The organism is Cereibacter ovatus (assembly GCF_900207575.1).
GTDB classification, from domain to species: domain Bacteria; phylum Pseudomonadota; class Alphaproteobacteria; order Rhodobacterales; family Rhodobacteraceae; genus Cereibacter_A; species Cereibacter_A ovatus.
This window is the reverse complement of record NZ_OAOQ01000003.1, coordinates 162,486-181,152: the sequence shown is the minus strand read 5'-3', so window position 1 is coordinate 181,152 and position 18,667 is coordinate 162,486. Positions and strand designations below refer to the sequence as shown.

The following is an 18,667-nucleotide window of genomic DNA, read 5'->3' as shown; positions in this document are numbered from 1 at the left end:
AAAAATATCCCCGGGGGGCCCGCAGGGCGGGGGGCAGCGCCCCCCTCACTCGGCGGCCGCGCGTGCCCCGCCATATTGCCAATAGGCCGCGCAGGCCCCCTCGGACGACACCATCAGCGCCCCCAGCGGCATCTCGGGCGTGCAGCCGTGGCCGAAGGCGGGGCAGGCGGTGGGCTTGATCCGCCCCGTCATCACCGCCCCGCAGGCACAGCCCTCGGGCTCGGGCTGCACCGCGCGCCCCGCGCCATAGCCCACGCCGAACTTCCGCTCGGCGTCCCACGCGCCATAGCCGTCGCGGATCTTCAACCCCGAGGCGTCGATCTCGCCCAGACCGCGCCATTCGAAACTCGGCCGCCGCTCATAGATTTCGGCGATGGCGGCAAGGCTGGCCGGGTTACCATGTTCCGGCACCACGCGGGCATACTGGTTTTCCACCTCGGCCCGGCCGTCCGCGATCTGGGTCAGCAGCATCAGCACCGATTGCAGCAGGTCCGTCGGCTCGAACCCCGCCACGACGATGGGCTTGCCGAACTCGGCGGCGATGAAATCGTAAGGGTGGATGCCGATCACCATCGAGACATGGCCCGGCCCGATGAAGCCATCCAGAACCATGTCCGGATCGCCCAGCAGGGCACGGATCGGCTCCGGCACGGTGATATGGTTGCAGAACACGCTGAAATTGCCCAATCCTTCGCGTGCGGCCTGAAGGATCGACAGCGCGGTGGAGGGCGTCGTGGTCTCGAACCCCAGCCCGAAGAACACCACCTCGCGCCCCGGATTGCGCCGCGCCAGTTCCAGCGCATCCAGCGGCGAATAGACCATGCGGATGTCAGCCCCGCGTGCCTTGGCCTGCAACAGCGAACCCTTGGCCCCCGGCACCCGCATCGCATCGCCGAAGGTGGTAAAGATCACCTCGGGCCGGCTGGCGATCTCGATACATTCGTCCACCCGGCTCATCGGCAGCACGCAGACCGGGCAGCCGGGGCCGTGAATGAACTCGATCCCCTCATGCACCAGCTTGTCCAGGCCATAGCGAAAGATCGCATGGGTGTGGCCGCCGCAGATCTCCATGATGTGCAGGGGCTTGTCCCGTGTGGCGCCGATCGCGTCGGCCCGCGCTGCGATGGCCGACAGCAGGCTGCGGGCAAGGGCAGGGTCGCGGAACTCGGATGCGAATTTCATGCCCGCCCCTCCAGCGCCTTCGCGCCTTCCGCCATGGCGGCCAGCGCCTCTTGCGCCTCGCCCAGTTCGCGCAGCGCCTCAAGGGTGCGTTCCGCCTCGTCCTCGTCGATCAGGCTCATGGCGAAGCCGACATGGATCAGCGCCCATTGGCCCACCAGATCCTGAAGCGGGCCGGTCGCCACGCAGGCCACATTGACCTCGCGCCGCACGCCCGAGACATCGGCCACAGCCATAAGGCGGTCCTCATCCGTGATGGCCACAAGCCGGCCGGGAATGCCGAGGCACATGTCAGTCTTCCTCTTCGTCAGTGACAAGCCGCCCCGCGGGGTCGACGATGCCGTAGCGGTCCAGCTTGGCGCGCAGGCCCACCCGGCTCAGGCCAAGTTCGGCCGCCGCGCGGCTTTTATTCCAGCGGTGGCGGGTCAGCGTCTCGCGCAGGATGCGCATTTCGATCAGTTCGACCCGGTCCTTCAGCGTGCCGTCGGCCGTCAGCACCGCCTCGGCCGAGCGGTCTGCCCCCGCCTCTGACGGTGGCGCCTGAAGGATCGGCCGCGAGATCAGATCCGCCCCCAGCACCTTGCCCTGCGCGAAAATCAGCATCCGGGTGATCTCGTTCGCCAGTTCGCGCAGATTGCCGGGCCAGTCATAATTTTCCAGAAACTCCAGCGCGGCGGGTTCGATCTCGTGGATGGGCTTGCCGTGGGTCGCCGCCAGATCGGCCAGCAGCGCCTGCGCCAGAATCGCCACATCGCCGCGGCGCGCGCGCAAGGGGGGGACCGCGATTTCGCCCGCCGACAGCGCATAGTAAAGATCGGCGCGGAACTGCCCCTCGGCCACCAGCGCCCGCAGGTCGCGGTGTGACCCCGCGATCAGCCGCAGGTTCGTGGTCAGCGTTTCCTGCCCTCCCACCGGGCTGAACGCGCCATTCGCCAGCACCCGCATCAGCGCCAGTTGCAGCGCGGGCGGTGCGGTGTCGATCCCGCCCAGATACAGCGTGCCGCGATCGGCCTTCTGCACCAGCCCGATCCGGCTGCCATTGCCGGGCGCCACGCCACGCTTGGCGCCGAACAGTTCCATCGCGGCCAGATCTTCGGGCACGCCTTGCAGATTGAATTCGTGAAATGGCCGGTCCGACCGCAGCGATCCGTAGTGCATCGCGCGGGCCAGTTGTGCCTTGGCGGTTCCCGGCTCGCCGGTCAGCAGAACCGGCACGTCGAAACTGGCAAACTGCCGCGCCGCTGCCACCACCGCATTCATCGGCGACGAGGGTGCCCGCAGGATGCTTTCAAACCCCATCCCCTCGCGCAGCGCCCGCCTGCGCTTTTCCAGCCGGGTTTCCACCGTCGAGGTCAGAAACCGCATCTCGAGCGCCAGCCGTTCGTTGTCGCGTGCCAACTGGAACAGGCGGGTGCCGTGGCGCGCCGCCATCAGAAGCTGGTCGGGCAGCCACGGCTTGGTCAGGAACTGGTGGATGCCGGCCTCGTTGATCGCGGCCACCATGGCCGAGGCGTCGGTATAGCCGGTCAGGATGATCCGCACCGTTTCGGGCCAGCGTTCGCGGGCCTGCGCCAGAAACTCGACCCCCGTCATGCCCGGCATCCGCTGATCCGAGATGATCACCTGAACCCACTGATCCTGAAGGATCTTCAGGGCCTCATCCGCCGAAGGGGCGGTGGCGACCTCGAACTCGTCCTCCAGTGCCATGCGCATCGCCGCCAGCGAGTGCGGCTCGTCATCGACCACAAGGACAAGCGGGCGCGTGGTCATCCCTGAATCCCCAGCATCTTGGCGGTGCGGCGACTGGAAAGCCATTTCAGCCAGCCCTCCATCCCCTCGCCGGTGCGGGCCGAGACGCGCAGGATCTCGATGGTCGGATTGACCCGGCGAAGGTTCGCCTCGTAAAGGTCAAGATCCACGTCGCAATGCGGCGCAAGGTCGGTCTTGTTCAGGATCGCCAGACGCGCGGCAGTGAACATGTCGGGGTATTTCAGCGGCTTGTCCTCGCCCTCGGTCACCGAAAGGATCGCCACCTTGGCGTCCTCGCCCAGATCGAAGGCGGCGGGGCAGACAAGGTTTCCGACATTCTCGATGAACAGATGCGACCCCGGCGCAAGGGTCAGGTCGTCCATCGCATGGCCGACCATATGGGCATCCAGATGGCAGCCCTTGCCGGTGTTGACCTGCACCGCCCGCGCGCCGGTGGCCCGGATGCGGTCGGCATCGTTCGAGGTCTGCTGATCGCCCTCGATCACCGCCAGCGGGGTGTCACCAAGAAGTGAAATGGTTTTGCAAAGCAGCGTGGTCTTGCCCGAACCCGGCGACGAGACAAGGTTGACCGCATGGACCCCCAGTTCGCGCAGGCGGTGGCGGTTTGCCATGGCGTAAAGGTTGTTCTTCGACAGGATGTCGGTTTCAACCTCGATCAGGCGTTTCTGGCTCATCCCCGGGACGCTGACGCCGGCGGGGCCAAGCCCGTGGTGATGGGGGTGGCCATGCCCATTCCCGTGGGAATGGCCCGCGTCGAAGGTGATGGTGTCGCCGCATCCGCAAACGGTGCACATCACTGAACCTCCATGTCCTTGATCCGCATTTCGTCGCCCGCAACGGGCATCAGCCGCCCACCACCGCAGAGCGGGCAGGGGGCGAACCTGTCGTCGATCTCAACCGGCTGGCCGCAATCGTAGCACATGGCCCGGCCCGGCAGATCGAGGATTTCCAGCCGCGCGCCCTCGGCCGGGCTGCCGCGCATCACCACGTCGAAGGCGAAGGTCAGCGCCGCCTTTTCAACGCCTGCAAAGCGGCCGATTTCCAGCCGCAGCACCTTGACCGAGGCAAAGCCGTGCCGGCGGGCCTGATCCTCGACGATGCCCCGGATGCCCTCGCACAGCGACATTTCATGCATGGGCGGCCTCGTGAAACGTCACCGGAACGCAAGGATCAAGGATCGCCAGCAGCAGCGGCGCAAGGCCCGCGCCATCGGCCGGAAGGCTGGCCAGACTATGGTGCAGCACGCCGCCGGGGGCTGCCAGATGATCGGTCGGCGTCACGCGGCGAAAGGCGGTGATCCGTCCGGCCTCGGTCCGCGCCTGCACCGCATAAAGTCCGCGCGCGGCGGGAACGACCGCGGCGCCATCGGCCAGACGTCGGGGCGCGGGCGGCGGATCAAGATCGGCCAGACGCGCCACGGCTCGCCACAACGGCCCCTTGCCCCAGCGCGCGGCAACCGCGGCCAAGGTGGGGTGATCGGCCCGCCGCCCCGCTGCCGAGTTTTCGCAAGCTGCGGGATTCATGGCCGTTTCCGGCGTCACCGCAGGCAGGTCGGCCACCGCGCAACCCGGCGGGAACAGCCGCGCGATCGTCGCAAACAGTGGCTGGCGGGCCAGCCAGTCGTCCAGATCGGCGGGCCGCGGCAGGGGCGTGGTGCAGCCCGCCACCCCCAGAAACCTTGGCCAGATCACCTGAAGCTTCAGCCGATGGTCGCGCGCGATTTCCTGTGCGGCCTGCGCCGGATCGGGCAGCGGCAGGTCCAGCGCCAGCCGGACCGCGGTGGCCTGCGCCATCGGGCACAGGTTGAAGATCCGCGGCAGCAGCTCGGCCGCCTCGTGCGCGGGCTTGCCCAGAACCAGCGCCTCGATTGGCAGCGGCGGGGCGGCCTCGACCTGCGGGCCGGCGGGGCCGAAGCCTATGGCAAGCCGGCCCGACATCAGTCCGCGGCAAGCCCGGCCGTGATCACGGCGCGGCGGCTGGGGTCGGTGTCAGGCAGGGGCGGCGGGGCCAGTTCGGCCTCGCGGGCGGCGCGGATTTCGGCGCCGCGGTCGGTCTCGGCGCGGTTGGCCTCATCGAACAGCGCCAGCATCACCGCGCGTGCGACCTCGACCGCCTGCAACTGGCTGGAAAAATCATTCATCGGCGAGAACAGCGAACAGGCCTTGTAGCCCCCGACCATCGGCCGGACGTTGTGGAGGAACTCATAGTCGCCCGAGGGAAAGCCGATGTCCTCTTTTGCGCCAGAGACCAGCGCCGACCAGTCCTCGCTCTCGGCCGGCAGCATCACAAGGTTCATGAACCACGGCGCCACCAGCACCCCCAGAGGCCGGCCTTCGTGCAGCCGAAATCCCACCGCCTCGACGTGAAGCGCGCGGTTGGACAGCGGCACGTCGCGCATCTTGGAATGCCAGACATCCTCGAAATCCGAGACCAGCCGCGCAACCTGATCGTCCATCCGGTTGCCCGGGTCGGACAGCACCATGAATTGGTTTTTCGGCGCGTCACAGTTCGGGCAGCACCAGTCGCCGGGAAGGTCGACAAAGGCGGTTCCGGGCAGGATCTGACGAAAGTCATCACCCTGCGCCGGATCGTAGGGCGTCCAGCAGATCTTGCATTCCATCACCGCGGCCGGGCTGATCCGGTCGTTGGCGCCAAGGTAGGACCCTTCGAAGCCGCTCACCGCAGCGCCTCCAGCACGTCGCGGATGCGCTCGGCGCTGTCGGTCAGATCCTCGGGGGCGGCAAGGGCGACCTCGGGCATTGTGGTCACTTCGAACGTGTCAAGGATCAGACTGTCCATCGAGTTGAAGAACTGCACCCGCCAGACCTGCGGCATGGCGCTGGCGGTGATCCGGCAGTTGCCATAGCCGCGCGAGAGGATGGTGACCGCACCTTCGCCCAGCATCCGGTCCAGCCAGATCAGGTCTTCCTCGGTGTGCGGCAACAGGCTGAGGTTGATGACATGCGCCTCGTCTTTCGCGCGCCATGTGGCTGATTTTTCGGCCAGTTCAGCAAGAAGGGCCGGGGCGTTCACCACGCCTTCGGGTTTCTTGCCGGTGGGGGTCAGCGCCTGCCGGAACGGAGCAAAGGCGCGGGTGGTGGCGGCTTCGGGCACGGGGCCGACCTCGATCCGGTCGACGCCGCTGCCCGCCACGGCCCAGACACCGGCAAAGACGCTTTCCTGCACCATCAGCGCCGGCACGCCGCGCAACCGCATCGAAACCTCGCCCTGGCCCAGCGTCTCGGCGATCAGCCGGCGGCTGTCGGCATCCAGATGGGCCAGATCGAAGGCGGGCGGCACCTCGCCGCGGGCGGCCAGGTCGCAGGCATCCGCAACCCGCGCCAGCAGCATCAGCGCCGGGGCGACGCGGGCGGTGTCGTCGATGTCGGGGATGTGGCTTTCATAGGTGCGCATCCCCGAAGGCAGCGCCAGAAAGGCCAGTTCGGCATCGTCTTCAGACGGTTGCGAGCCGGGGCCAAAGCCGGTGGGCGGAAGGTGGAACGAGGTCATGGAAAAACCTTTCAGACCGAAGCGAGGCCGAGGATATGCGGAATGCGGGTCATGTAGTCGGCCCAGTCGCGGATCTTTTCGATGGCGCCGAGAAAGCGGCCCTCGCGGTAGAACAGGAAGCCGGGGGTGCGCAGGGCGCGGGTGGCGTCGCGCAACTCGGCCTCGATGGCGTCGTCGACGATGGCGCAGTCGAAGGCGCGCTGAAAGGTCATCGCCAGTTCCGGCAGCACCACGGCGGCATCGGCGGTTTCCAGATTGCGCGCGGGATCGCCGGGGATGAACAGGCAATGCGCGCCGGGGCGGGCGGTGAACTCGGTCACTTCGGCCATGGTGTGCAGGCGGGGCCAGCCCAGTTCGGTTTCCAGTCGGGCGATCAGCGGGTGGGTCATGGCGTCATCCGTGGCTGCGGCCGGCGTCAAGCGCGGCCTGAAGATGGGGGGGCAGGCGCGGGCCGGCATCGAGATCGGCAAAGGCCGCGCCCACATCCCCCCCCGCCATGACCGAGGCCAGCGCGTCCAGCGCCGCGCGGATCTTTGCGGCCTCGTCGGCCGGGATCACCTCGCGCGCGGCCCCCAGAAAGCCCAGCACCCAGTCGCCGGGCCGGGCGTCGGGCGTCAGGCTGAGGTCGATCAGGTCACCGCCGTCCGTGGTGCCGGCGATGCCGTCCACCGCGACCAGCCGCAGGGGATCGCCCACGCACATCAGGCGGCCCCCGGAAAGAAGCGGTCGTCGCCGGTGCGGCAGGCGGACTCGGGCGCGGGGCGGCCCGCTTCATAGGCGTCGCGGCGCAGCGAGGCATCAGCCAGCCCTTCGACAGGGCTTTGACCGGGCAGGGGGGCCACGCCCCATGCCGCCAGTTCCGCCAGCGCCAGATCCAGCGCCGGGGCCAGCTGTGCGGCCACCACCGGGCGCAGGCTGCCGCCGTAATCTTCCAGTTCCGCGGGCTGGCAGCCGATCAGCGTCAGCCGTTCGGGGCAGCGGCCCAGAAGCTGCGCCGTGGCCAGCACGTCCTGAAACCCGGTCTGGTGCAGGCTCATTTTCTTGGCGCCCATGAAGGCCGGCACTTCGGCATCGCGCACCGTCAACAGCGTGCCGGGCGCAAGGCCATAGTCCACCGCATCAAACACCAGCAGCGCATCGGCCTGTTCCAGAAACGGCAGCAGGTAAAGCCCCTGCGTGCCGCCATCCAGCAGCGTCACATGATCGGGAAAGGCGCAGGTCTCGGCCAGCGCCTCGATGCAGCGGGGGCCGAAGCCTTCGTCGGCCCAGAGGATGTTGCCGATCCCAAGGACAAGCACCCGTTTGGGTGGCGATGCTGGCATTGGTCCCTCCCTTATTGACCGCAGCTGGCAGCGGACTTGGCTGCCCGCGTGTTGTCCTGACAGTATTCTTTGCAGTTCGTGGCGGAAGCGGAAAAAAGACATTCGCCGCGACATTTTGACAGGCGCTTGGGTCGTAACGATATTTCGGGCCTTTTGGGCGGTATCCGACGGGCGGAGGCGGTAAGCTGGTTGCCGCCTTGGTGCCGCAGGTGGAAGCCTGGCGCGCAAAATGGCAAAGGGCGCGACGTTGCGCCGCGCCCTTCGGTGGGGAAAGATTCTTTGCCGATCGACCTATTCGGCGCGGTCGTCCTTGAAGGTGCGCCAGCCCGAAACGATGGTCGACAGCATCGATTGCCGGGACATGATGTCTTCGCGGATCGCGGCATAGATGTGGATGATGGTGAAGATCACGATCGACCACATGCCCAGATGGTGCAGCGTGTGCAGCCGCTGGCTGTTGCCGACCAGCCCCAGCACCCAGCCAAAGGTCTGATCGTAGATCGAGCCCTGACCCGCGCCCTCGGCATAAAGTGCAAAGCCGGTCACGATCATGAAGGTCATGCCCAGCGTGATGAAGAAGAACATCGCGGCATGGGCCAGCGGGTTGTGGCCGACGTATTTCTTCGGCTGCGGCACAAGGAACAGATACCATTTCAACTCGAAGATCAGTTCCTTGATCCAGCGCGGGTTGTGGATCGGCAGCTTGAACATCTGGCGCGAGTGCACGTTGCCGAAAAAGGCCCAGATGATCCGCGCGGCAAAGGCCACGGTCAGCACCATGCCGGCGGCGAAATGGGCAAAGCGGATGTAGCCGAACAGGAACTGGTCGGTCGCCTCGGCGATTTCCATCGTCGGCAGGGGGCGGGCGATCAGATAGCCCGTTCCCATCAGGATGAAGATCATCGCCGCGTTCAGCCAGTGCCAAAGGCGCACCGGCACCTCGTAGACATAGACCGAGGTCTTGAGGAAGATGCTTTCGATATCCTCGGGGCGGGCGGCGCCGGTCAGGCGGGCCGCCTCCAGCGGGATCGGCGCATCCGGGTTCGGGATGTGGATGTTGATGACACGCTCGTCCATCGCCTTACCCCGCCAGCATCAGAAGGCCCGCGCCGGCAATGGCCGCGCCCAGACCCTTTTGCAGCAGCCCCGCCCCGATGCCGCGGGCCAGAGCGAGGCCGGCCAGATGCAGCCCCGCGGTCGACAGCAGGAAGCCCGCCAGATAGGTCGCGACGCTGCCCGTGGCCTCGGTTGCATGGGCATGGCCGTGGCAGGCGGCGAAGGTGGCGATGGCGCCCAGCGACACCGCGGTCAGCGCCCGCGCCTGACCCGCCCGGGCGGTGGCGACCAGAAGGCCCGCCAGAACGACCGAGGCCACGATCCAGGTCTCGACCATCGGGATTGCGATCCCGGCCCAGGAAAGCCCCGCGCCCGCCGTCATCGCGGCCAGAAAGGTCGCAGCGCCCGCCCACAGGTGGCGGGGCAGCGCAAAGCCCGACCAGAGCCCCACGGCCAGCATGGCCAGCAGGTGATCCGGCCCAAGGACGGGATGCGCGATCCCGTGCAGGAACCCGAAGGCGTCGCCATGCCCGGTATGGGCAAGGGCCGGGGCCGCAAGGATGATCAGCGTTGTGGCAAGTGCAACTTTCTTCATTGGTTTTTCCCTTAGCGGACCTTGACCGTGGTCAGTTCCTGACCGTCGGGCGACATGACATGGGTCGAACAGGCAAGGCACGGATCGAAGGAATGCAGCGTGCGCAGGATCTCGACCGGCTCTTCGGGGCGCTCCATCTTCGTTTCCAGCAGGCTGGCCTCGAAGGCGCCGATATTGCCGGCGGCATCACGCGGGCTGCCGTTCCAGGTGGTCGGCACCACGCATTGATAGTTCTCGATCCGGCCGTCCTTGATCTTGACCCAGTGACCCAGCGCGCCGCGCGGGGCTTCGGTCATGCCGACGCCCTTGGCCTCTTTCGGCCAGGTCCGGGGTTCCCATTTCTCGACATTCGCGGTCGAGCTGTCGCCGTTCTTGATATTGGTCACCAGCTTGTCGAAGAAGTGCTTTTGCAGCCGGCAGCAGTATTCGGCTTCCAGCGCCCGCGCGGCGGTGCGGCCCAGCGTCGAGAACAGCGCCGACACCGGCAGATCCATGGTGCGCAGAAGGCCCTCGACCTGGTTCTTGATGTCTTCATGCCCCTTGGCATAGCCGATGATGTAGCGCGCCAGCGGGCCCACCTCCATCGCGTGGCCCTTCCAGCGCGGCGCCTTGATCCAGGAATATTTCGCCGCCTCGTCCAGTTCCAGGATGTTCGTCCGCGTGCCCTTGGCGTTGGGGCCGAGTTCGTATTTCGGCTCGGTCACACCATCCCAGGGGTGCAGGCCCTTGCCGGCCTCGCCATAGGCATACCAGGAATGATCGACGAATTCCTGCACCTGCTCGGGATCGCGCACGTCGACGTCGTGCACTTCGTTCAGGTTGCCGTTGATGATCGCGCCGCGCGGCAGGTGCAACTGCCCGGCCGAGAAATCGTTGGGATGTTCGGGAATGTCGCCGTAAGCCAGCACCGATTTCGACGAAAGGCCGCCGCCGTAAAGCCAGCTCTTGTAGAAGCCGCCGATGGCCACGACGTCGGGCAGGTAGACGTTGTTCACGAATTCGAAGCATCTGTCGATGATCGACGACACCAGGTTCAGCCGCTCCATGTTGATCGCGCCGACCGCGCCCACGCCGTCGATGTTGATCGGGCAGGGCACGCCACCCACCAGCCAGTTCGGATGCGGGTTCTTGCCGCCGAAGATGGTGTGGACCTTCACGATCTCTTTCTGAAGGTCCAGCGCCTCAAGGTAGTGGGTCGTGGCCATCAGGTCGGCCTCGGGCGTCAGCAGATAGGCCGGGTTGTCCCAGTAGCCGTTCTTGAACAGGCCAAGCTGCCCCGATTCCACGAACTTCTTCAGCCGGTTCTGCACGTCGCGGAAATAGCCCGGCGAGGACATCGGATGGCTGGGGCTGACCGCCTGCTGCAATTCGCTGGTCGCCTTGGGGTCGGCGCGCAGCGCATTGACCGGGTTCACCCAGTCCAGCGCGTGCAGGTGGTAGAAATGCACGATATGGTCGTGGATTTGCAGGTTCAGCTGCATGATGTTGCGGATCGAGTTGGCGTTGTCGGGGATGGTGATCCCCAGCGCATCCTCGACCGCGCGCACGCTCGTCAGCGCGTGGGTGCCGGTGCAGACGCCGCAGATCCGTTCGGTGAAGGCCCAAGCGTCGCGCGGGTCGCGGCCTTTCAGGATCACCTCAAGCCCGCGCCACATCGTCCCGGTCGAGACGGCGTTGCGGATCACGCCCTGATCGTCCACGTTCACTTCGCAGCGCATGTGGCCTTCGATCCGGGTCACCGGGTCCACCACGATGCGGCGGCCGCTGTTGTCCAGGTTGAAACCGTTGGGTGTCGCGACCATGGATCAGGCCTCCGTCTTTTCTTGGGTCTTTTTCTGCGCACGTTTCAGCGCACTTGCCGCCACATGCAGCGCCACGCCCGCGCCCAGCGCGCCGACGGCGGTCAGGCCGATCTTGTCGGCCGTGGCCTCGACCCCGAACTGCTTGATCGTGGTCAGCCGGTCGTAGAACGAGCCCTGATCCCAGAACCCATCTTCGGAACAGCCGATGCAGCCGTGGCCGGACTGGATCGGGAAGCTGACGCCTTCGTTCCAGCGCACGGTGGAACAGGCGTTGTAGGTGGTCGGGCCCTTGCAGCCCATCTTGTAAAGGCAGTAGCCCTTTTTCGCGTAGTCGTCGTCCCATTGTTCGACGAACTGGCCGGCGTCGAAATGTGGCCGGCGATAGCATTTGTCGTGGATGCGCTGGCTGTAGAACATCGCCGGGCGGCCCTGCCGGTCCAGTTCCGGCAGCCGGTCGAAGGTCAGCATGTAGGTGATGACGCCGGTCATCACCTCGGCGATGGGCGGGCAGCCCGGCACCTTGATGATCGGCTTGTCAAGGATGACCTTGTGCACCGGCACCGCCCGCGTCGGGTTGGGCGCCGCCGCCTGCACGCAGCCGTAAGAGGCGCAGGCCCCCCAGCTGATGATCGCCTTGGCGTGCTCGGCCGCCATTTTCAGCTGCTCGACGAAGGGTTTGCCGCCGATGATGCAATACATCCCGTCTTCGTTCAGCGGCGGGTTGCCCTCGACCGCGAGGATGTAGTTGCCCTTGTATTTCTCGATCGTGTCCATCAGCGCGGCCTCGGCCGCATGGCCTGCCGCCGCCATCAGCGTGTCGTCGTAATCGAGCGAGATCATCGACAGCACGACATCCTTGGCCAGCGGATGCGCGGCCCGGATAAAGCTTTCCGAACAGCAGGTGCATTCCAGCCCATGGACCCAGATCACCGGGGTGCGGGGTTTCGTCTCCATCGCATGGGCGATCTTCGGGACGAACGACGGCCCAAGGCCAAGCGCCGCCGCCGTGAGCGAGCAATATTTCATGAAGCTGCGCCGGGTGATCCCCTGCCTGCGCATGACATCATAGAAGGTTTCGATCTGGGGCAACGCTGTCCTCCCTTCGCTGGCGGTGCCGGGCACCGCTGGCCTTCCCGTGCGGGGCATCGGCCGCTGGCTCTGTATGCCAATGAATGCGGGCGCGGGCGCCTTCGCGCAAAAGAAATGCGCCGGGCGGGATGTTATTGGTCAAACCTTTGATCGTGAAATGAAATATGCGGTTTCTTGGTGGCTTGTCAGGCAGGGCGCAGGAAAGGTGCTAACCATCGCCCCGCCGCGCCGGTCACGGTGCTTCCGCGGCACCGATATGCCGCGCTGCGGCGACAAGGGCCTGCCCCAGCGCAAGCCCGCCATCATTCGCCGGCACCGCCCGATGCCGCAGAACCGGCACCCCTTCCAGTTCCCCAAGGCAGGCCCGCAACAGGCGCGCGTTCTGGAAACACCCCCCCGTCAGCGCCACCGCCTGCGCCCGTCCTTCGGCCCAAAGCGCGCGGGCCGGGGCGCAGAAAGCACGGGCAAGGCCCAGATGGAACCGCTCGGCCATCACCCCGGGCGCCACTCCCGCCACCAGATCCGCGGCCAGCGCACGAAACATCGGCGCCGGGTCCAGTCCTGCGAACGGATAGGGTTCGCCAACCCCCGGCAGGGCTTCCAGCCGCATCGCGGCCTCGCCCTCGTAACTCTGTCGGTCGGGGCACAGGCCCAGACAGGCCGCCACCGCATCGAACAGCCGCCCGGCCGAGGACGCCATCGGCGCATTCACCCCCGCCGCCACCGCCCGCCGCACCACCGCCCGCGGGCGATCCGCGAACAGCCGGTCGGCAAGGTCGGACAGCCCCGCCGCATCCAGCCGCACCAGCGCGTTGCGCCACGGCTCGCGCGCGGCAGCCTCGCCCCCCGGCAAGGGGGCGGGGTGCAGATGCGCCACCCGCTCGAACCCGCACCAGTCGACCAGCAGCAGCTCACCGCCCCAGATCGTGCCATCCGGCCCAAACCCTGTCCCATCCAGCACGATTCCCGCCACCGGGCCGCCGTCCAGCGGCCAAAGCGCATCGGCCAGACACGAGGCCAGATGCGCGTGATGATGCTGCACCGTCTCGACCGGCAGGCCCATGGCAAGCCCGGCCTGTGTCGCGCGATAGCCCGGGTGCAGGTCCACGGCCACCAGTTCGGCGCGGTGATCGAACAGGGCGGCATGGTCGGTGATCGCGCGTCCGAACTCCTCATGCGTCAGCGCATCGTCCAGATCGCCCAGATGATGCGACAGCAGTGCCTGCCCGTCCTTCAGCAGACAGATCGCAGCCTTCACCTGCCCCCCCATGGCCAGAACCTGCGGCGCCCGTTCGAAGCCTTGGGGCAGGGCGAGCGTCCCCGGCGCCCGCCCCCGCCCCCTGCGCAACACCATCGGCGGATCGGCCCGTTCCACACTGTCGTCAAGCCGGCGCAGGATCTCGCGGTCATGCATCAGAAAGCCATCGACAAACCCCGACAGCTTGTCGCGCGCCGCGTCATTGCCGATCACCTGCGGCTCGCCCGACAGATTGCCCGAGGTCATCACCAGCGGCCCTGCAAACGCCTCCAGCAGCAGATGATGCAACGGCGTATAGGGCAGCATCACCCCCAGCGTGGCCATTCCCGGCGCCACCCCCTCGGGCAAGACCCCACGCGACGGCAGCAGAACCACTGGCGCCGCCGGATCGCGCAACAACGCGCGGTCAGCGGCGCCCAGAACGGCAAAACCCTCGGCCATCGCCTCGGTCGCCATCAGCGCAAACGGCTTTCCCGGCCGCCGCTTGCGCGCCCGCAACCGCGCCAGCGCCGCCCCATTGCGCGCATCGCAGGCCAGATGAAATCCGCCCAGCCCCTTCACACCCAGTATCCCGCCAGACGCCAGCAGCGCCGCCGCCCCCGCCACCGCATCACCCGCGACTTCGGCGCCATCCACCTCCAGCCACAGCCGCGGCCCACACATCGGGCAGGCGATGGGCTGGGCATGAAACCGCCGGTCCGCCGGATCGCCATACTCGGCCAGACAGTCCGGACACATCAGAAACCCCACCATCGAGGTCCGCGCCCGGTCATAGGGCAATTCGCGCAGAATCGAGAAACGCGGCCCGCAATGGGTGCAGTTGGTAAAGGCATAACCCCGCCGCCGCCCCTCGCCGCGGATCTCCGCCAGACACTCGGGACAGGTCGCGGCATCCGGCACAACCCGCGTCGCCACCACCCCCCCCGCACTGGCCGCGATGACGAATCCCTCAGCCTCGACCCGCGCCGGAACCGCCTCGATCGCATCCACCCGCGCCAGTGGCGGCGCCTCGGCGCGCAGGGCGCGCAAAAACCCGTCCAGATCCGCCCCTGCCACCCGGATCAGAACGCCGGCGGCATCGTTCAACACCTCGCCCCGCAACCCCCGCGCCCGCGCGAGCTGCCAGACGAAGGGCCGGAAGCCCACCCCCTGCACCTGCCCCCGAACCCGAACCTCCAGCCCGTCATCCCCGCCCCCCTCTTCATTCTGGCCCAAATATCCTCGGGGGGGGCGGGGGGCAGACAGCCCCCCGGGGGGGCCACGGCGCTTTGTCATCAATGCACCGTGCATACCATGCAGGGGTCGAAACTGCGCACGATGTGCTGCACCGAAAGCGGCGTCGGCTCATCCGGCCAGACCTGCGCCCCCAGCAGCGCGGCCTCCAGCGGCCCGGGCACACCCGCCGCATCGCGCGGGCTGAAGTTCCAGGTCGTCGGCGCCACGATCTGATAGTTGGCGATCACCCCTTTGCGGATCGTCAGCCAGTGCCCCAGCGCGCCGCGTGCCGCTTCGACCAGCCCCGCGCCCGAACCGGCATCCGGCACCGCCACCGGCGCCGCCATGAAGCGGGCCGAGGTGTCGATATCCGTTGCCAGCCGCTCCATCAGGATCTGCGTCCGCGCCAGTTCCAAAAGCCGCCCCGCCACCCGCGCCAGCACGCCCCCTTGCCGGGCCAGATCCCGCGCCAGCGGATGGCCCGCGATCACCTGCCGCGCGATGGCGCCCACCTCCATCGGCTGGCCCTCCAGCCGCGGTGCCTTGCACCAGCTGTAGGCCGGGCCGCGCATGTCCTCATCCGGCAGCGTCTGGCCGGTCGAGGGATGCGACGCGGCGCCCATCATCCAGGAATAGGCCAGATCCTCGCGGATGCCCGCCGGATCAAGTGCGCGGGGCCCGCCGGTCTTTTCCCAGACGCCGGCCGGAAAGGCGGGGCCGGTTGCCAGCGGATAGGCGCCAAACGCCAGATAGCGCCCCGCGCCGCGCCCCATCGCCGCCAGATCAAGATCGGCCGCAATCTCCAGAAACAGTCCGGCATCGCCCTTGCCCCAGCGCATCAGCGCGCTTTCCGCCCCCAGCGCCACGAAATCCTCGACCGGGGCGCCGAACACGACCTTTTCCAGATAGCGCCGAAAGCCGCGCAAGGACGCCAGAATACGCATCTTTTCGGCCGGCCCCGGCGCGCGGGTAACGCCGCCCGGCTGCACCGCCAGCGTATGCGGCCATTTGCCGGCCAGCTGGCCAAGGACATGCATCAGCGCCGCCCGCGCCGCCACCGCCTCGCGCTGGGCGCTGCCCTCGATCGCGGTGAAACGGTCGACCGCGCGGGCATGCCAGCCGCGGCGGGCATAGCCGGGGCGGGTGAAATCGGGCATGAAGAACAGGTTGAAATGCGCCACATGGTCGGCGGCATTCTCGATCGCATGGATCAGCGCCGCCACCCGCGCGCCTTCGGGCGTGGGCGCCACCCCCATCGCCGCCCCCAGTGCCCGGGCCGCCGCGACCGACTGGCTGATCGAGCAGATGCCGCAGATCCGCGGCGTGATCGTCAGCGCGTCGCGCGGGTCGCGGCCTTCCAGCATCCGCTCGAACCCGCGGTAAAGCGGGGCATTCACGCGGGCCAGCGTCACCTTGCCCTCGGCGATCTCCAGATGAACCTCCAGATCGCCCTCGACCCGGTTAAACGGTCCCACCACCAGTCTGGTCATCTTTTCGGCGTCCTCAGTGTGGGCGGAACCTCGATCCGGTCAGCGATGGCGTTCTTGCGGATGCGGTCGGGGGTGGCGGCCTTGGACAGGCTGGCCAACGCCATGAACCACGCCTTGGGCATGTCCGAGGGCAGACCCACCGGGATGCCGCCGACCTTGGGGGTTTCGGTATAGGGGTGGCGGGGTTCCTCGAATTCGGGCGCGGTGCAATTGATGCAGGCATAGCCCGCCGAGGTGCAGGATCCGCCGCCGTTCCACGGCCGGATGTTGCAATCGCCCACCGCCTGCGTGCCGATGCAGCCCATATGCTCCATCATGCAGCCGATTTCGCCGGGGGCGCGGGCGCTGGCCTTGTATTCGTAATATTCGTTCTTCGGGCAGCCGTGATGCACCAGATGGTCGGCATAGAACCGGGGCCGCCCCAGCCGGTCCAGCCCCTCGGCCGTCAGCGCCCCCGCCGCCAGCAGCATCAGCGTTTCCGTCACCCAGCCGGGATGGGTCGGGCACCCGGCGATGTTGATGACCCCCAACCCCGCGCGGCCGCGGAACTCGGGCGGCAGCACGCCGCCGGGATGGGCGCCTTCATAGTGCAGCCCCACCGCATCCGATGGATTGCCCCCCGCGCTGGTCATGCCGCCAAAGGCTGCGCAACTGCCCACCGCGACGACATGGCCCGCCAGCGGCGCCAGCCGCCTGACCGCATCCAGCATCGACACGCCCACGCCCGACAGCATCTGAAACCGCCCGCTGCCCCGCGGACCGCGGGCAATGGCGCCTTCCACGCACAGGACGTCCAGCGCCACTTCCCCGGAATCGATCCGGCGCAGGATCGCGCGCACCTCGGCGCCGGTTGCCAGCGACAGGGCAGGATGCCACAGAAAGCGCAGGCCCGCGGCTTCCAGCGCCTCGAATGCGCCGGGTGCTTCGGCACACAGAAGCGACATGGTGCAGCCGCCGCAGCCTGATGCCTGTAGCCAGAGAATGTTCATCGCGTCTCCCGGTCAAGTGGCAGTTCCAACCGGAAGCAGGCCCCCGGCGCCTTTTCCGCAAGCACAAGCCGCCCGCCATGTTCCTCGGCGATCTTGTGCGAGATCGGCAGCCCGAGGCCGGTTCCCCGCCCCACCGGCTTTGTGGTGAAGAACGGATCGAAGATCGCCTGACTTAGCGCGTCGGGCACCCCGGCGCCATTGTCGCACACCGACAGCACCGCAAGATCCCCGACGATCGCATGGTCCAGCGTGACTTTCGGCACCTCGACCTCTTCGACCGCATCCAGCGCGTTCTGGACAAGGTTCATCACCACCTGCTGGATATGGCCGGGCCGGCCCGTCACCGACAGCGTGGGCAGGCCCGTCGTCACCACCTCGACCTTGTGGCGGGCCCCGCGCAGCACCCATGCCGCCGCGACCTGCGTGACGGCGACCAGATCGAAGGTCTCCATCTCGCCTGAGCCTTCCGAGGACAGCCGGCGCAGATCCTCGACGATGTCGCGCACCCGTTCGGCGCCGTCGCGGGCGCCATGCACCGCATCGCGCAGGTTGCGCACTTCGCGGTCCAGTTTCAGATCCTCGCGCAGACGCATCAGATCCTCGCGGCTGGCACCGGCCTGCACCTGCTGGAAATACTGCTCGAACTTGGCGGCATAGCGTTCCAGCGCATGGGCGTTGGCATAGACGAAGCTGATCGGGTTGTTCAGTTCATGCGCGACCCCCGCCAGCAGCCGACCCAGCGAGGCGAGTTTCTCGTTCCGCACCAGAAGCGCCTGCGCGGCCTTCAATTCGGCGTGGCTGCGTTCCAGTTCGGCATAGGCCTGCCGCAGTTCGGCCACCGAGCGCGCCGTCAACACCAGCCCGGCGCTGCGACCGCGGTCGTCAAAGCGGGGCGACAGCGAAACCTCGACCGGGCAGGGGCCGTCGGGGGTCAGAAGCCCGGCCTCGATCGTCACGGGGGCATGGCTGTCGGTGGCGCGGCGCATCGCGGCGGCAAGGGCGGTGCGGTCGGCCGCGGCGAACAGGTCGGCGGCGGGGCGGCCCTGCAATTCGGCGCGGGCAAGATGGGTGCGGGCGGGAACCGAGGCCGAGACTTCCTCGACCTCGCCGGTGCGCGACACCACGATCAGGATATCGGACACCGAAGCCAGCACCGAGGCATGGAACGACCGCAGGCTTTCCAGTTCCGCATTCTGCCGTTCCAGCCGTTCCTGATAATCGACCAGATCGGCATAGGTGCGGTCGACGGCCGACAGCACATCCATCCAGACCGAATCCGGGAATGTGCCCTCGTGCGGTGGCTGATCCTGGGTCATCGATGCCTCCCCATGGCATCATAGGCGCTTCGGCGCAGGGTGCAAAGCCGGGTGCGGGGCATCCCGGACCGGGGGC

19 protein-coding genes are annotated in these 18,667 nt (G+C 67.6%); all 19 read right to left on the bottom strand.

The annotated features are described in order from the left end of the window. Nucleotides 1-45 precede the first annotated feature (45 nt). On the bottom strand, nt 46-1,182 hold the full coding sequence (hypD, locus tag CRO07_RS05270; protein ID WP_097029639.1) for a hydrogenase formation protein HypD: 1,137 nt from the start codon (nt 1,180-1,182) through the stop codon (nt 46-48). Next, nucleotides 1,179-1,469, bottom strand: coding sequence for a HypC/HybG/HupF family hydrogenase formation chaperone (gene hypC / locus CRO07_RS05265; protein WP_097029638.1), 291 nt, complete (start codon nt 1,467-1,469; stop codon nt 1,179-1,181). The genes hypD and hypC overlap by 4 nt, the downstream gene beginning before the upstream one ends. A gap of 1 nt (nt 1,470) precedes the next feature. Then, nucleotides 1,471-2,994 carry a sigma-54-dependent transcriptional regulator gene (locus CRO07_RS05260; RefSeq protein ID WP_097029637.1) on the bottom strand — a complete coding sequence of 508 codons (1,524 nt, stop codon included), beginning with the start codon at nt 2,992-2,994 and terminating at the stop codon, nt 1,471-1,473. Continuing rightward, nucleotides 2,946-3,743 carry a hydrogenase nickel incorporation protein HypB gene (hypB, locus tag CRO07_RS05255; RefSeq protein WP_097029636.1) on the bottom strand — a complete coding sequence of 266 codons (798 nt, stop codon included), beginning with the start codon at nt 3,741-3,743 and terminating at the stop codon, nt 2,946-2,948. The genes CRO07_RS05260 and hypB overlap by 49 nt, the downstream gene beginning before the upstream one ends. Continuing rightward, a complete protein-coding gene (gene hypA, locus CRO07_RS05250; protein ID WP_097029635.1) occupies nt 3,743-4,084 on the bottom strand; it encodes a hydrogenase maturation nickel metallochaperone HypA in 342 nt (113 codons plus the stop codon). The genes hypB and hypA overlap by 1 nt, the downstream gene beginning before the upstream one ends. Beyond that, complete coding sequence (locus CRO07_RS05245; RefSeq protein WP_097029634.1) at nt 4,077-4,886, bottom strand: HupK protein; 810 nt, start codon at nt 4,884-4,886, stop codon at nt 4,077-4,079. Before CRO07_RS05245 ends, hypA begins: the two co-directional genes overlap by 8 nt. Then, complete coding sequence (locus CRO07_RS05240; RefSeq protein WP_097029633.1) at nt 4,886-5,629, bottom strand: [NiFe]-hydrogenase assembly chaperone HybE; 744 nt, start codon at nt 5,627-5,629, stop codon at nt 4,886-4,888. Before CRO07_RS05240 ends, CRO07_RS05245 begins: the two co-directional genes overlap by 1 nt. Continuing rightward, the gene (locus CRO07_RS05235; RefSeq protein WP_097029632.1) at nt 5,626-6,459 is read right to left on the bottom strand and encodes a hydrogenase expression/formation protein; all 834 of its coding nucleotides are present in this window, start codon (nt 6,457-6,459) and stop codon (nt 5,626-5,628) included. Before CRO07_RS05235 ends, CRO07_RS05240 begins: the two co-directional genes overlap by 4 nt. A gap of 11 nt (nt 6,460-6,470) precedes the next feature. Next, nucleotides 6,471-6,848 carry a thioredoxin domain-containing protein gene (locus CRO07_RS05230; RefSeq protein ID WP_097029631.1) on the bottom strand — a complete coding sequence of 126 codons (378 nt, stop codon included), beginning with the start codon at nt 6,846-6,848 and terminating at the stop codon, nt 6,471-6,473. 4 nt (nt 6,849-6,852) lie between these two features. Continuing rightward, nucleotides 6,853-7,161, bottom strand: a complete 309-nt coding sequence (locus CRO07_RS05225; RefSeq protein WP_097029630.1) for a HypC/HybG/HupF family hydrogenase formation chaperone — start codon at nt 7,159-7,161, stop codon at nt 6,853-6,855. After that, complete coding sequence (locus CRO07_RS05220; RefSeq protein ID WP_097029629.1) at nt 7,161-7,781, bottom strand: HyaD/HybD family hydrogenase maturation endopeptidase; 621 nt, start codon at nt 7,779-7,781, stop codon at nt 7,161-7,163. The genes CRO07_RS05225 and CRO07_RS05220 overlap by 1 nt, the downstream gene beginning before the upstream one ends. A gap of 291 nt (nt 7,782-8,072) precedes the next feature. Then, nucleotides 8,073-8,858 (bottom strand): Ni/Fe-hydrogenase, b-type cytochrome subunit, encoded by a 786-nt coding sequence (gene cybH / locus CRO07_RS05215; RefSeq protein WP_097029628.1) that lies wholly within the window; start codon nt 8,856-8,858, stop codon nt 8,073-8,075. A 4-nt stretch (nt 8,859-8,862) separates the two neighbouring features. Beyond that, nucleotides 8,863-9,432, bottom strand: a complete 570-nt coding sequence (locus tag CRO07_RS05210; protein ID WP_097029627.1) for a HupE/UreJ family protein — start codon at nt 9,430-9,432, stop codon at nt 8,863-8,865. Between the two features lie 11 nt (nt 9,433-9,443). Further along, entirely contained in the window at nt 9,444-11,234 is a 1,791-nt protein-coding gene (locus CRO07_RS05205) for a nickel-dependent hydrogenase large subunit (RefSeq protein ID WP_097029626.1), read from the bottom strand. A gap of 3 nt (nt 11,235-11,237) precedes the next feature. Then, nucleotides 11,238-12,323, bottom strand: a complete 1,086-nt coding sequence (locus CRO07_RS05200; RefSeq protein ID WP_097029625.1) for a hydrogenase small subunit — start codon at nt 12,321-12,323, stop codon at nt 11,238-11,240. A 232-nt stretch (nt 12,324-12,555) separates the two neighbouring features. Then, nucleotides 12,556-14,796 (bottom strand): carbamoyltransferase HypF, encoded by a 2,241-nt coding sequence (gene hypF, locus CRO07_RS05195; RefSeq protein WP_235840934.1) that lies wholly within the window; start codon nt 14,794-14,796, stop codon nt 12,556-12,558. A 59-nt stretch (nt 14,797-14,855) separates the two neighbouring features. Then, the gene (locus CRO07_RS05190; protein WP_097029623.1) at nt 14,856-16,286 is read right to left on the bottom strand and encodes a nickel-dependent hydrogenase large subunit; all 1,431 of its coding nucleotides are present in this window, start codon (nt 16,284-16,286) and stop codon (nt 14,856-14,858) included. Beyond that, nucleotides 16,283-17,275: an NADH-quinone oxidoreductase subunit B family protein gene (locus CRO07_RS05185; RefSeq protein ID WP_097029622.1), complete on the bottom strand. Its 993-nt coding sequence runs from the start codon at nt 17,273-17,275 to the stop codon at nt 16,283-16,285. Before CRO07_RS05185 ends, CRO07_RS05190 begins: the two co-directional genes overlap by 4 nt. Beyond that, nucleotides 17,272-18,591: a sensor histidine kinase gene (locus tag CRO07_RS05180; RefSeq protein WP_097029621.1), complete on the bottom strand. Its 1,320-nt coding sequence runs from the start codon at nt 18,589-18,591 to the stop codon at nt 17,272-17,274. The genes CRO07_RS05185 and CRO07_RS05180 overlap by 4 nt, the downstream gene beginning before the upstream one ends. Between the last annotated feature and the right edge of the window lie 76 nt (nt 18,592-18,667).